The 12,810-nt window shown below is 64.3% G+C and carries 10 protein-coding genes; 8 read left to right on the top strand and 2 right to left on the bottom strand.

Annotated elements, in window-relative coordinates:
* Nucleotides 1-1,905, bottom strand: a 1,905-nt coding sequence (locus JHD62_RS10015) for a TonB-dependent siderophore receptor (RefSeq protein ID WP_199102770.1), incomplete at its 3' end; no start/stop codon positions are given.
* 417 nt (nucleotides 1,906-2,322) lie between these two features.
* Here JHD62_RS10015 and JHD62_RS10010 point away from each other — a divergent pair.
* The 8 genes from JHD62_RS10010 to JHD62_RS09975 all read left to right on the top strand — a co-directional run bounded on the left by JHD62_RS10010 (nucleotide 2,323) and on the right by JHD62_RS09975 (nucleotide 11,764).
* A complete protein-coding gene (locus tag JHD62_RS10010; RefSeq protein WP_199102769.1) occupies nucleotides 2,323-3,642 on the top strand; it encodes a lysine N(6)-hydroxylase/L-ornithine N(5)-oxygenase family protein in 1,320 nt (439 codons plus the stop codon).
* Nucleotides 3,639-4,814 carry an MFS transporter gene (locus tag JHD62_RS10005; protein ID WP_199102768.1) on the top strand — a complete coding sequence of 392 codons (1,176 nt, stop codon included), beginning with the start codon at nucleotides 3,639-3,641 and terminating at the stop codon, nucleotides 4,812-4,814. The genes JHD62_RS10010 and JHD62_RS10005 overlap by 4 nt, the downstream gene beginning before the upstream one ends.
* Nucleotides 4,811-5,407 carry a GNAT family N-acetyltransferase gene (locus JHD62_RS10000; RefSeq protein ID WP_199102767.1) on the top strand — a complete coding sequence of 199 codons (597 nt, stop codon included), beginning with the start codon at nucleotides 4,811-4,813 and terminating at the stop codon, nucleotides 5,405-5,407. Before JHD62_RS10005 ends, JHD62_RS10000 begins: the two co-directional genes overlap by 4 nt.
* A gap of 61 nt (nucleotides 5,408-5,468) precedes the next feature.
* Nucleotides 5,469-7,292, top strand: a complete 1,824-nt coding sequence (locus JHD62_RS09995; RefSeq protein ID WP_199102766.1) for an IucA/IucC family siderophore biosynthesis protein — start codon at nucleotides 5,469-5,471, stop codon at nucleotides 7,290-7,292.
* Nucleotides 7,279-8,064 carry a siderophore ferric iron reductase gene (locus JHD62_RS09990; protein ID WP_199102765.1) on the top strand — a complete coding sequence of 262 codons (786 nt, stop codon included), beginning with the start codon at nucleotides 7,279-7,281 and terminating at the stop codon, nucleotides 8,062-8,064. The genes JHD62_RS09995 and JHD62_RS09990 overlap by 14 nt, the downstream gene beginning before the upstream one ends.
* The gene (locus tag JHD62_RS09985) at nucleotides 8,048-8,815 is read left to right on the top strand and encodes an ABC transporter ATP-binding protein (protein WP_199102764.1); all 768 of its coding nucleotides are present in this window, start codon (nucleotides 8,048-8,050) and stop codon (nucleotides 8,813-8,815) included. The genes JHD62_RS09990 and JHD62_RS09985 overlap by 17 nt, the downstream gene beginning before the upstream one ends.
* A gap of 1 nt (nucleotide 8,816) precedes the next feature.
* Nucleotides 8,817-10,817: a Fe(3+)-hydroxamate ABC transporter permease FhuB gene (gene fhuB, locus JHD62_RS09980; protein ID WP_199102763.1), complete on the top strand. Its 2,001-nt coding sequence runs from the start codon at nucleotides 8,817-8,819 to the stop codon at nucleotides 10,815-10,817.
* A complete protein-coding gene (locus JHD62_RS09975) occupies nucleotides 10,814-11,764 on the top strand; it encodes an iron-siderophore ABC transporter substrate-binding protein (protein WP_199102762.1) in 951 nt (316 codons plus the stop codon). The genes fhuB and JHD62_RS09975 overlap by 4 nt, the downstream gene beginning before the upstream one ends.
* Here JHD62_RS09975 and moaA read toward each other — a convergent pair.
* Nucleotides 11,742-12,716, bottom strand: coding sequence for a GTP 3',8-cyclase MoaA (gene moaA, locus JHD62_RS09970; protein WP_199102761.1), 975 nt, complete (start codon nucleotides 12,714-12,716; stop codon nucleotides 11,742-11,744). The two genes, JHD62_RS09975 and moaA, sit on opposite strands and share 23 nt — an antisense overlap.
* Nucleotides 12,717-12,810: the final 94 nt, after the last annotated feature.

Here is a 12,810-nt window from a genome sequence, read left to right as displayed (position 1 = left end):
GCCCAGATTGATGCCGCTGTCAAAGGCATAGTCCAGCCAGGCGGTGGCCTTGTGTGCCGGTGCCAGATACGGCGTCTTGCCCTGGTTGCTGCCTTCGGTCACTTCCATGTCGGTATAGGTGTAGCCCGCCAGCAGCGACAGGCGCTGGCTCAGCCTGGCATTGGCTTCCAGTTCCACGCCGCGTGAGCGTACCTTGCCGATGGGGTCGTATTTGAAGGTGGTGGCGTTGTACTGGGCGACATTGCTTTGGCGCAAGTCGTAAATGGCCGCTGACAGCTGGATGTCGCTGCCTGGCTGGTAACGGATGCCGACTTCGCTTTGCTTGCTTTGCATCGGCTTGAGCACATTGCCATTGGTATCGGTGGCATAGGCCTGGCTCGGGTCGAAGCCTTCGCTGTAGCTCAGGTAGGGGCTCAGGCCATTGGCCGCCTGGTAGACCAGCCCCAGCCGACCGGTAGTCTTGCCGCCATCCCAGCTGTTGCTCACGCCGGTGCCGGTATTGGTTTCCGATACCTTGGCCTGATCGTGGCGCAGGCCGGCGGTCAGCTTCCAGTTGTCCAGCGCCATCTGGTCCTGCAGGTAGACACCGGTCTGATCGCGCTTGCGGTCGAAGTATTTGTAGGACAGCGGGTGACTGCTGTCGTCATAGACGGTATTGAAGGGGTTGATGGTGGTGCCGGTGTAGGTATAGGAGTTGTCGCCCTTGTTACGGCTGGTCTGGTAGTCCAGCCCGGCCAGCACGGTGTGCCTGAGTCCCAGCGCACTGAAGCGGGCTTCCAGGTTGTTGTCGATGATGTGGGCGGTGGAGCGCTCACTGGAGCGGGCATAGGTGCGGTTGAGCAGGTCGGAACTGTCCGACACCCAGCCCACGTCGGAGTACTGGCTCAGGTCGGTCTTGCTCAGTTGCAGCCGGTATTGCTGGCGGAAGGTCAGCGCGTCGTTGATGCGGTGTTCCAGCTGATAGCCAAAGTATTGCTGATCGCGGCTCATGCCGTCGCCACTGGAGCCTTCGTTGAAGCTGGTGGAGATGGTCTTGCCGTTATGCGGCACCACGGTGCCGTAGTAGGGCAGGGTGCCGTGGTAGCCGGTGCTGGGGTCTTTCTGCAAATAGGCTTGCAGCAGCAGATTGGTACTGTCGCTGATTTTCCAGTTGAGCGAGGGAGCCAGCACATAGCGCTCGGTGCTGGCACCGTTTTGCTGCTGGTCGGCGGCGCTACCCTTGGCGACCAGGCGGTAGGACAAGTCGTCGCGCCCGGCCACGGCACCGCCAAAATCCAGCCCCAGGCTGCGTTGCTGGTGGTTGCCCACCGTTAATGACAACTCGTGGTAGTCCGATTGCAGCGGGCGTTTGCTGGTGATGGCCACCACGCCACCGGGCGCGGCCTGGCCATAGCTGGCGGATGCCGGCCCGCGTACCACGTCCAGCCTTTCCACCACGTAGGGGTCAATCTGCAGGGTGTTATAGCCATCCGGGTCGCCAAACAGGCGCAGTCCATCCAGAAATTCATTGGCGGTGGGATGGTCGCTGAAACCACGCAACACGATGTAGTCGTAGCGGGTGGTGGAACCCACTGCGCCGGTAAATACCCCCGGGGTGTAATTGAGTGCTTCGCTGATGGTGCGGGCTTGCTGGTCCTCGATTTGCTGACGGGTGACCACCGATACCGCCTGCGGAATGTCCTGCAGCGGCGTATCGGTTTTGCTGGCGCTCTTGCTGCTGCCCACCTGATAACCCTGCGTCGGGGCCAGCGCATCATTGCGCTGCTCTGCGTTCACTTTCACCGTTTCCAGCGTGGCGCTGTCCGTGGCGGCATAAGCCTGTTGCACCGCCAGCGCCAGGCTGGCCATGCACACTGCGTGACCCAGTGCCAGGCTGGCAGACGGGTTCTTCTTGCTGTTGTTCATCACTGTTTCCTTGATGGGTGACGGATACCACCTCCCGCGTCCGGCCCCCTGCCGGCGTGCTGAACGGGAAGCATTCGACCATGCCTGCGGCGTGTGGTCGCGGCAGGATTGATGCAATAATGCTATTGATAATTATTATCATTCGCAATAATATTGTGAAAATTCTGATTGCAGGAGTGGCATTCATGACAACTAGCAGCATGCAGCGCGCTGGCAGGCAGGCTTCCTGTAAGCCCTTGGCGGGTCGTTAAGCGCCCGCCGGGACAGCCTTGTCCGTCCGGTTTGCCCAGACAGTGGCCTGCCGGTACCGGACCTCCCACCCACTGGCCCAGCCAGTACCCGGAGCGATGAAAACATGAAGCAGATTTTTGTCCCGCAAGCCGTCATTCCTGTGTTGTCTGTCAGGAGGGCGCTGTAATGAACAACAAGATCCACGACTTTGTTGCCATTGGCATCGGCCCCTTCAACCTGGGCCTGGCCTGCCTGAGCCAGCCGCTGGACGGGCTGGATGGTGTGTTTCTCGATCAGGCCAGCGGTTTTGACTGGCACCCCGGCATGCTGCTGGAAAATGCCACCCTGCAAACGCCGTTCCTGGCCGACCTGGTGACGCTGGCCGACCCCACCAGCCGCTTCAGTTTTTTGAACTACCTCAAGCAAAGCGGGCGGATTTACGCGTTTTACATCCGCGAAGACTTTTTCATGCTGCGTCAGGAGTACAACCAGTACTGCCAGTGGGTGTGCGCGCAGCTGGAGAGCCTGCGCTGGCAGCGCCGGGTAGAGCGGGTGGAGTACGACGAAATCAATCACCTCTATCAGGTGCATTGCCGCAACCTGGCCACCGGTGAGGCCGAGCTATACCGTGGCCGCCATCTGGTGCTGGGCACCGGCACCGTGCCGCTGTGGCCTGAGTGCTGCCAGTCGGTGCAGCACCAGGCCAGCCACTCCGCCAGCTATCTGGCGGACAAGGCCGCCTTGCAGCGCCAGCCTTCCATCACCATTGTCGGCAGCGGGCAAAGCGCGGCGGAGATTTATTACGACCTGCTGCAGGACATCGATCGCTACGGCTACCAGCTGAACTGGCTCACCCGCTCGCCGCGTTTCTTCCCGCTGGAATACACCAAGCTGACGCTGGAGCTGACTTCGCCGGAATATGTGGATTACTTCCACCAGTTGCCGCTGCCGCAGCGCGACCAGTTGTTGCAGCAGCAAAAAGGCTTGTTCAAGGGCATCAATGCCAGCCTGATCAACGACATTCACGAACTCTTGTACCGCAAGCACCTGAACGGCACGCCAGGCACCCTGCTGCTGGCCAATACCGCGCTCACCGCCTGCCGGCATGACAAGGCCAGCGGGCGCTTCGTGCTCAGCCTGCAGCAGCAGGAACAACAGCAGGACTTCCAGCTGGAAACCGCCGCACTGGTGCTGGCCACCGGTTATGGCTACCGCCAGCCAGACTTCCTGGCACCGGTTGCCGGGCGTATCCAGCGCGATGCCCGTGGCCGCTTTGCCGTAGCGCGTGATTACAGCATCGATGCCGACCACCGCCTGTTTGTGCAAAACGCCGAACTGCACACCCACGGCTTGTCGTCGCCGGACCTTGGCATGGCGTGCTATCGCAATGCCCGGCTGATACGCAGCATCACCGGTGTTGCCCACTATCCGGTGGAGCAGCGCATTGCCTTCCAGCAATTCACCGTGCCGCAGTCGCAACCCGCGCCGGAGCGCCTGAGCGCATGAGGCGGGTATTGCTGACCCTGACCAGCCTGGCGGTGGTGGGCGATGCGGTATTACTGCCGTTTTATCCCCAGTACTTTGCCAGCCGCTTCGGGGTGAACGATGCCAGCCTGGTGGGCAATTACCTGGCCGCCATGTGCCTGGTGGTGATGCTGGCGCTGCCCGCCTGGGCGGCACTGGCACGGCGGGTGGCCTTGCTGCGGCTACTGCCTGTCACCCAGCTGGCAGCCGCCTTGCTATGCCTGTGCAGCGCCTACAGCAACAGCATGGCGGCCTTCTGGCTGGCATCGCTGTGCATGGTGGCGTGCAAGGCCAGCTATCTGCTGATTTACCCGCTGCTGATGAGCCAGACCCCACGGCAACAGCACGGCAGCCTGATCGGCCTGCTGTCGGTGATTGTCCACTTTGGTGGCATCGGCGGGGCCTTGCTGGGCGGTGCCTTGCTGGGCCTGTTGCCGCCGGGGGATATCTTCTTGCTGATGGCGCTGGCAGACCTGCTGCAGATGGCCCTGTGCCTGTGGCTGCGCTGGCATCCGCGCGCGTCCTGCGCCACCCCGGAGGCAGAGCAGGATCAGGTAGCCAGCCCGCCGGCGGCAGGTGCTGCGCTGTGGCGGCTGGGACTGCTGATGCTGTTGTTCTACTGCAGTGCCTATCTGGTGCGCGGCTTCTTTGCCCTGTACTGGCAGCAGCAAAGCGGTATCGACAACAGCCTGCTGGCCGCGGCGGTGTTTGCCCTGCCTGCTGCCATGGCCTTGCTGGGTTTGTGGCATGCGCGGCGGCGTTCGCAGCGTGGCCTGACGGCAACTGCTGGCCTGCGCCACCTGTGGTGGCTGGGGGCGGCCGGTCTGCTGTTGCAGGCCCAGCCCTGGCTGCCACTGCTGTTGCTGGGGCGCTGCCTGTTTGGCTGGGCGCTGTTCCAGCTGACGGTGTGGCTGGACCTGCAATTGTTCCGCCACAGCAGCCCGGCACGCTATGCCCGTGACTACAGCCGCATCAGCCTGTGCCAGAACCTGGGCGTGTTGCTGTCCTCTTCCGCTGCCGGTGTGCTGGTGGCAGGCCATGGCTTGCTGGCCCCGTTTGTGGCTGCGGCGCTGGGGCTGCTGCTGTGCTGGCTGTTATCCCCTGTATTGCTGCGGGAACCTGCCCCGGCGCTTTCCCAAGGAGTTTGCCCATGACGGCGCGTTTACCTTTGTTCACCCGTCAGGTGGAGGGTTTTGGCTGCTTTCGCCTGCATGCCTTGCGCATTCCCGAGGACATCCCCTTGCTGCATGACTGGGTGCAGCGTGATTACGCCCGCTACTGGGGCATGCAGGGGCATGAGCTGGCAGCGGTCACTGCCGCCTATGCCAGCTTGCAGGCCAGTGGCCATGCCCAGGCCTGGCTTGCCTGGCTGGACGGTGCACCGGCTTTCCTGATGGAGCGCTACGACCCGGCCCATGACGAACTGGGCCGCCATTACCCGGTGCAGCCCGGCGATATCGGCATGCATTTGCTGCTGGCTCCGCCAGCGCAGCCGCGCAGCGGTTTTAGCCGGGTGGCGATGGATACGGTGCTGGCGGCCCTGTTTGCCGAACCGTCCGTCCGCCGCGTGGTGGTGGAGCCGGATGTGCGCAATGACAAGATCCACCAGCTCAACCGCTATGCCGGCTTTGTCTATCACGGCGAAATCGCGTTGCCGCACAAGCGCGCCGCGCTGGCTTTCTGCACACGGGCGCAGTTTGACGCCCATCTGCAAGCCATCGCCGGCCAGGCCACGTGTGCACTCTGACAACATTTACCCTGCCGGGGCAGCCGCTGTCAGGCGGCCACGCCCTGGTGCAAGGAACACCATGCAAAACGTCAATCATCAACATCCGCAACAACTGGTTTCCCATCTGCAGCCGGCCATCTGGGCCAAGGTCAACCGCCTGCTGCTGCGCAAGGCCATTGCCGAGTTTTCCCACGAACTGTTGCTGACACCCGAACTGCAGCAACAAGAGGACGGCTGGGGCGAATACCGCCTGCCCATTCCCGATGGCAGCGGCGCATACACTTTCCGTGCCCGTGTGCTGGCGCTGGAGCACTGGCTGATCGACCCGGCATCCATCCGGCGTACCGTGCGGGGTGCCGCTGCCGAGCTGGATGCGCTGGCTTTCATTATCGAATTCAAAACACCGCTGGGCATTGGCGACGACATGATGCCGGTGTACCTGGAGGAAATCAGCAGCACCCTGTATGGCAGTGCCTACAAGCATGCCCGCGGCGGACTGAGTGCCGAGGAACTGACCCGGGCGGATTTCCAGTCGGTGGAAACCAGCATGATGGAGGGCCACCCCGGCTTTGTCGCCAATAACGGCCGTATCGGTTTTGATGCGGTGGATTACCTGCGCCATGCGCCGGAAGCTGCGGCACCGCAGCGCCTGATCTGGCTGGCGGTGCACAAGGCGCGCGCCACCTTCTCGTGCGCGGCCGATCTGGACTACCAGCGCCTGCTGCAAGAAGAGCTGGGCAGCGAGGTGCTGGCCGGTTTTGCCCGCCAGCTGGCCGCGCAGCAACTGGACATGGATGACTACCTGCTGATGCCGGCCCACCCCTGGCAGTGGTTCAACAAGCTGGCCATTTCCTTTGCGCCGGAAGTGGCAGAGCGCCATATCGTCTGCCTGGGTTATGGCGAGGATGCCTATCTGGCACAGCAGTCCATCCGCACCTTCTACAACATCAGCCAGCCGCAGCGCCGCTATGTGAAAACTGCCTTGTCCATTCTCAATATGGGTTTCATGCGCGGGCTGTCGCCGTATTACATGCTGGCCACCCCGGCCATCAACGACTGGATCCGCCAGCTGGTGGACAGCGATGCCTACCTGCGCCAGCAAGGCTTTGCCATTTTGCGCGAAGTGGCGTCCATCGGTTTTCGCAATCCCTATTTCGACAACGGCATCAGCAAGGACTCGCCGTACAAGAAGATGTTGTCGGCGCTGTGGCGTGAAAGCCCCGCTGCCTTGCTGGGGCCGGGCAAACGGCTGATGACCATGGCCGCGCTGCTGCATATCGATGCGGCCGGGGAATCCTTGCTGGCCGCGCTGATCAGGAGTTCCGGCCTGGATGCGCGCAACTGGGTGGCGCGCTATCTGCAAGCCTATCTGGCACCGCTGCTGCATTGCTTTTATGCCCACGAGCTGGTGTTCATGCCACACGGGGAAAACCTCATCCTGCAGCTGGAAAACAATATCCCGCAGCGCGCCATCATGAAGGACATTGCCGAGGAAGCGGCCATCCTGAACCCGGATGCCGCCCTGCCACCGGCAGTGGCGCGGCTGGCGGTGAAGGTGCCGGAACACATGAAGCTGCTGGCCTTGTTCACCGATGTGTTCGATGGTTTCTTCCGCTACCTGTCCGCCATTCTGGATGAACATTGCGGCCTGCCGGAGCAAGCGTTCTGGCAGGAGGTGGCCCAGTGCGTGCGCACTTACCAGGCGCAATTCCCGCAGCTGGCCGAGCGCTTTGCCCGCTACGACCTGTTCATGCCGGAGTTTGACCGCTCATGCCTCAACCGGCTGCAACTGGGCAATAACCAGCAAATGCTGGACCTGGCCAACCCGGCCGGCAACCTCAAGTTTGCCGGCACCTTGCGCAATCCTCTGGGCAATCATGTGGCTAATCATGTGGCCGACTGAGCGGGCCGCAGGCAGCACACTGCCACTGGGCCGTTTGCTGCCGCTGCTGGCCCGGGCGCTGCCCGGGCTGGAGGGCCGGGTAGGGCCGCCCGCGCCGGATGAGTTTGCCATTGGCAGCGCCAGTGCGGCCATCGGCCAACTGCTGCTGCACCTGCGTCAGCAACATCCGGAAGCCGGCCCGCATTACTGGGGCTGCCGCAGCTGGAGCCTGCTGCTGTGGCAGCCTGCCTATGCCACGGTGCTGGCGGTGGAGCTGGCGGCAGTGCTGCCGGATTTCAGCACCATGCAACAGCGCTTGCTGCCCGGCATGGTGGCCGGTTTCAGCCTGCCGGAGCAAATGCTGCAGCCTGCCGCTATAGCCAGCCTGCGCCAGCAGGCTGCACGGCAACTGGTGGAGATGGCCGACTGCCTGCATGCCCAGCTACACGCCCAGCAGCCATTGCACCCCAAGCTGGCAGGCCGCTTGTTGGCCGATTGCGTGGCCGCCGCCTTGCTGAGGGTGCAGCAGCAGCGCCCTACGCTGGCCAACACCACCGTAACCGACTGGTGTGGGCAGTGGCTGGATGCAATGCAACTGCCGCAGGCCAGCGGGCTGTGGCCGGTGGCGCTGGAGCAGGGCGGCGAGCGGCTGGCACTGGAGCGGCGGGCCTGCTGCCAGCATTTTCGTCGCTGTGACGGGACACTGTGCAGTACGTGTCCGAAATTGAAACCGGCAGCGCGCATTGCGCTGCTCAGACAGGAGTGGGCACAACAAGATGTTGAGCTTGCATGATATCCAGGTGCGGCGTCAGGGGCGCTGCCTGTTGCAGTTACCAGCCTTGCAGCTGGACGGGACGGCATTCACCGTCATTCTGGGGCATAACGGCTCCGGCAAATCCACCCTGATGAATGTACTGGCCCGCCAGTTGCAGCCGGACCGGGGGCAGGTGCTGCTCAATGGCGCGCCCAGCGCCCGCCTGTCCGCCCGCCAGTTTGCCCGCCAGGTGGCGTACTTGCCGCAGCGGCTGCCGGACGCTGCCGGGCTGACGGTGGCGGAACTGGTGGCGCTGGGACGATATCCCTGGTGCGGGGTGTTTGGCCGCTGGCGGGAGCAGGATAGCGCCGCGGTGGCACAGGCGATGGCCGATGCCGATGTCAGCCAGTATGCCGCGCGGGCGGCGGACAGCCTGTCCGGTGGCGAGCGCCAGCGGGCCTGGATAGCCATGCTGCTGGCCCAGCAATCGCCGCTGCTGCTGCTGGATGAGCCCACCTCGGCGCTGGACCTGGCCCATCAATACGAAATGATGGGCCTGCTGCGCCGCCTGAACCGGCAGACCGGACGTGGCGTGGTGGTGGTGCTGCATGATCTGAACCTGGCCGCCCGCTTTGCCGACCGCATCATCGCCTTGCAGCGCGGTGCCCTGTATTTTGACGGCAGTCCGCTGGAATTATTGCACTCGCCGCGGCTGTCCGGCCTGTACGGCATAGAAATCCGCTTGCTGGAGCAGGCCGGGCAGGCCTGTCCGGTGGCGGTGGTGGCCTGATATGGAGCATGTGATTGCCAAGCCCGGCCAGGGGGCCGGGGCGCATGGTCATTTGCGCTGGATATTGCCGGTGCTCTGCCTGCTGGCAGGCTTGCACCTGTGGCTTAACGGTGGCATGCCGCCTGCCGGGCCGTGGTGGCAGCAGCAGGACATTGCCAGCCTGCAGTTTTATTACGCCAGCCTGCCACGCATGGTGATGGCGCTGCTGGCCGGGGCGGCACTGGGCTTGTCCGGCAGCGTGTTGCAACAACTCAGCGGCAATCGGCTGGTGTCTCCCATGACGCTGGGCATTTCATCGGGTGCCTGGCTGGGCGTGGTGCTGGCCGCCGTGGTGCTGCCCGACAATCCGTCCTTGAGCAGCGGCTGGCCGGCCTTGCTGGGTGCCATGCTGGCGCTGGGGCTGGTCTTGTTGCTGGCCGGACCGCGCGGGCTGAACGGCTTGCCGCTGGTGCTGGCCGGCATGGCGGTGAATCTGCTGCTGGGCGGCATGGCCGCCATGCTGGTGTTATTGCACGACCAGTACGCCAGCAATCTGTTTGTCTGGGGTGCTGGCGATCTGGCGCAAATCGACTGGCAATGGGCGCAGTGGCTGTGGCCGCGCCTGCTGCCTGCCGCGCTGTTGCTGTGGCTGGCACCCCGTCCACTGGCCATGCTGTCGCTGGGCGTGGCTGCCGCGCGCGGCCGAGGGCTGGCACTGGGCACCATTCTGCTGCTGTTGCTGGCGGCACTGTGGCTCAGTGCGGTGACGGTGACGGCGGTGGGGCTGATCGGTTTCATCGGCCTGCTGGCCCCCAATCTGGCCCGGTTGCTGGGCGCGCGCCGTCCGCTGGCGCAACTGGCCTGCAGTGCGCTGCTGGGGGCGGCTTGCTTGCTGGGCAGCGATTGTCTGGCACTGGCCATCGGCCACTGGGCGGGCAGCAGCCTGCCCAGCGGCGCGGTGACTGCCTTGCTGGGCGGGCCGCTGCTGCTGTGGCTGGTACGGCGCAGCATGAACGCGGCACAGCACACGGCGATGTTGCAGATGCCGGGCAGTCAGCGTCAGTGGCGCAAGCGCAACTACCTGCTGCTAGTGGGGGCATTGCTGGGCCTGTGCTGGCTGAGTATCGCACTGGCCCCCGGCCCTGATGGCTGGCAATGGCAGTGGCCGGATGCCTTGCTATGGTCGCTGCGCTGGCCGCGCAGCCTGGTGGCCCTGAGTGCCGGGGCGGGCCTGGCGCTGGCTGGCGTGCTATTGCAGCGGCTGCTGCGTAACCCGCTGGCCAGTCCCGATCTGCTCGGCCTGTCGGCTGGCTCCACCTTGTGCATGCTGCTGGTGGCCGCTTGCCTGGGGCGGTCCTTGCTGGAGGACGGCATCATGTTTGCCTTGCTGGGGGCCTTGCTGGTGCTGGCCGCTTTGCTTGGGCTGGGCCGTCGCCACCAGTATGCGCCGGGCATGATGGCGCTCAGCGGCATTGCCCTGGCCGCCATGCTGGATGCCATGTTGCAAACGGTGCTGGCCAGGGGCACGCCGGACAGCCTGGCGGTATTGGCATGGTTGTCCGGTTCCAGTTACCGGGTGACACCGGCGCAGGCAGTGTGGCTCAGCCTGGCCGTGCTGCTGTTGGCCGTGCTGGCCCTGGCCTGCCAGCGTGTGCTGACCCTGCTTGGTCTGGGTGATGGCCTGGCGCAAGGCCGTGGCCTGCATCTGGCTGCCGCCCGTCTGGGCCTGTTGCTGCTGGTGGCCTTGCTGACTGCGGCGGTGACCGCGGTACTGGGGCCGGTGGCATTTCTGGGCCTGCTGGCACCTCATATTGCCAGCATGCTGGGAGCGCGGCAGGCGGCAACACAGCTGCTGGTGGCCGCCTTGCTGGGGGCCGGTTTGCTGCTGCTGGCAGACTGGCTGGGGCGGGTGGTGATTTACCCGCGGCAATTGCCGCTGGGCATGCTGGCATCGGTTTTGTGCGGTTGTTATTTCCTGTTGTTGCTGGGGTGGCAGCGCCTGCGGCGTGGAGGTGGGCAATGAGGCGAGGCTGGTTTTGTGTCCTGTTATGGTGGGTGCTGGCCTGCCCGGCCATGGCCGGTGGTGTGGATGAGCTGAGGGCGGCACCGGCCATGCCGGCGGCCAAGCGTATTGTGGCGCTCAGCTGGGAGGCGGCGGAAAACCTGCTGGAGCTGGGAATCACCCCGCTGGCGGTGGCGGATGCCGACGACTACCGGCGCTGGGTGGCGCAGCCATTGCTACCCGCGGGAGCGCTGTCGGCGGGCAGCCGGCTGGAGCCGAACCTGGAATTGCTGGCCAGCCTGAAGCCTGATCTGATCCTCAGCAGTCCGGTGCTGGGTGCCTTGCGCCCGCGGCTGCAAGCCATTGCGCCGGTGCTGACCATCGATGCTTTCCGCCCGAACGAGGACCATGCCCAGGCGGCCGAAGCCATTTTCCTGCAACTGGGTCGGGTGCTGGGCCGCCAGCCGCAGGCTAAAACCAGGCTTGGCCAGCTGGCACAGGGCTTTGCGCAATTGCGTCAGCAATTGCAGGCGCATGGTGCCCGGCGTCTGCCTCGGGTGCAGGTGATCCGTTTTGCCAATGCCTCCAACGTGTATGTATATGGCAGCAATGCCATGCCGGTGCTGGCCTTGTGTCGGCTGGGGCTGAACACCACCAGCACGCCGGCGGCTTCGGTATGGGGGATCAGCCAGCAGCGGGTTGTGGATCTGGCAGCCTGGGGAGACGAGGTGGTGCTGTATCAGCAGCCGTTTGCCGAAGCGGGGCGGCTGTTTGCCAGCCCGCTGTGGCAGGGCATGCCTTTTGTCCGGCAGCAGCGGCTGGCGGCGGTGGCACCGGCCTGGAGTTATGGCGGGGTGGGCTCGTTGTATTACCTGGCCCAGCGCATGACGGCCGCCTTGTTGCAGTTGCCGCTGCTGGCTGACAAGCCGGTGGCGGCAAACCGGCCTAGCCGCCGGTCATCGACATGAAGCGCACCACCTGTTGTGGCTGCTGGATGAATTCGTGTTTTTCCGGTTTCAGTTCGATGGCGGCGCGAATGGCGGCTTCCAGTTCGGCGTCGCTGCAACCGGCACGCAATAGCGGGCGCAGTTCCAGTTGTTCTTCCTGCCCCAGGCACATGTACAGCGTGCCATCCACCGACAGCCGCACCCGGTTACAGGTGGCGCAGAAGTGCTGCGACAGCGGCGTGATCAGTCCCAGGGTGAAGCTGGCGTCGGCGTTCTGCCAGTAAGAGGCCGGGCCGCCCCCCAGGCTGCGGCTGCTGGCCATCAGGCCGTGCTGGCGGGTGAGCTTTTCCAGCAACTGGCTCAGGTCCAGTCCCTGCGTGGCCTGGCCGGTACTGCCCATCGGCATGGCTTCGATCAGGCGCAGCACAAAACCCTGCTCCATGCAGTAGGCCAGCATGGATTCGATATCACCATCATTCACCCCGGCCAGCGGCACCATATTGATCTTGATATTGGCAAACCCTGCCGCTTTGGCCGCCGCCAGCCCTGACAGCACCTTGTCCAGGCTGTCGCTGCCACTGATACTGGCCACGCAGTCGCGGCGCAGCGAGTCCAGGCTGATGTTGAGCCGGTGCAGGCCGGCAGATTTCAGCGGTGCGGCCAGGCTGGCCAACTGGGTGCCATTGCTGGTGAGCGACAAGTCTTCCACGCCGGGCAGGGCTGCCAGCGCGCCTACCAGTTGCGGCAAGTCACGCCGCAGCAACGGTTCGCCGCCGGTCAGGCGGAAGCGTCGCGTGCCCAGCCGGGCAAAGGCGGCCACCACGCGCTCTGTTTCGTCAAAGCGCAGCCAGTTGGCCGGTTCCTCGAATCCCTTGAAGCCTTTGGGAATGCAGTAGCTGCAACGCAGGTCGCAGCGGTCGGTGACGGACACCCGCAGATAGTCGATGGTTCTGCCAAAACGGTCGGACAGCATGGCTGGCACCAGAAGGGGAGAATGGCTGTCAGTGTAGGCTGAGCGTGGCGGCTTGCCAGTTGGCCAGTGGTGGAGGCCGGGCTACGCCGTAGGG

Source organism: Aquitalea sp. ASV11, from assembly GCF_016429185.1.
Taxonomy (GTDB): Bacteria; Pseudomonadota; Gammaproteobacteria; order Burkholderiales; family Chromobacteriaceae; genus Aquitalea; species Aquitalea pelogenes.
This window is presented reverse-complemented; position numbering and strand designations above follow the sequence as displayed.

Excerpts from the sequence above, each read along its gene's own strand:
- JHD62_RS10010 (WP_199102769.1), top strand. The coding sequence starts at position 2,323 with ATGAACAACAAGATCCACGACTTTGTTGCCATTGGCATCGGCCCCTTC.
- moaA (WP_199102761.1), bottom strand. The coding sequence starts at position 12,716 with ATGCTGTCCGACCGTTTTGGCAGAACCATCGACTATCTGCGGGTGTCC.
- JHD62_RS09985 (WP_199102764.1), top strand. The coding sequence starts at position 8,048 with ATGTTGAGCTTGCATGATATCCAGGTGCGGCGTCAGGGGCGCTGCCTG.
- JHD62_RS10005 (WP_199102768.1), top strand. The coding sequence starts at position 3,639 with ATGAGGCGGGTATTGCTGACCCTGACCAGCCTGGCGGTGGTGGGCGAT.
- JHD62_RS10000 (WP_199102767.1), top strand. The coding sequence starts at position 4,811 with ATGACGGCGCGTTTACCTTTGTTCACCCGTCAGGTGGAGGGTTTTGGC.
- JHD62_RS09995 (WP_199102766.1), top strand. The coding sequence starts at position 5,469 with ATGCAAAACGTCAATCATCAACATCCGCAACAACTGGTTTCCCATCTG.
- JHD62_RS09975 (WP_199102762.1), top strand. The coding sequence starts at position 10,814 with ATGAGGCGAGGCTGGTTTTGTGTCCTGTTATGGTGGGTGCTGGCCTGC.
- fhuB (WP_199102763.1), top strand. The coding sequence starts at position 8,817 with ATGGAGCATGTGATTGCCAAGCCCGGCCAGGGGGCCGGGGCGCATGGT.
- JHD62_RS09990 (WP_199102765.1), top strand. The coding sequence starts at position 7,279 with ATGTGGCCGACTGAGCGGGCCGCAGGCAGCACACTGCCACTGGGCCGT.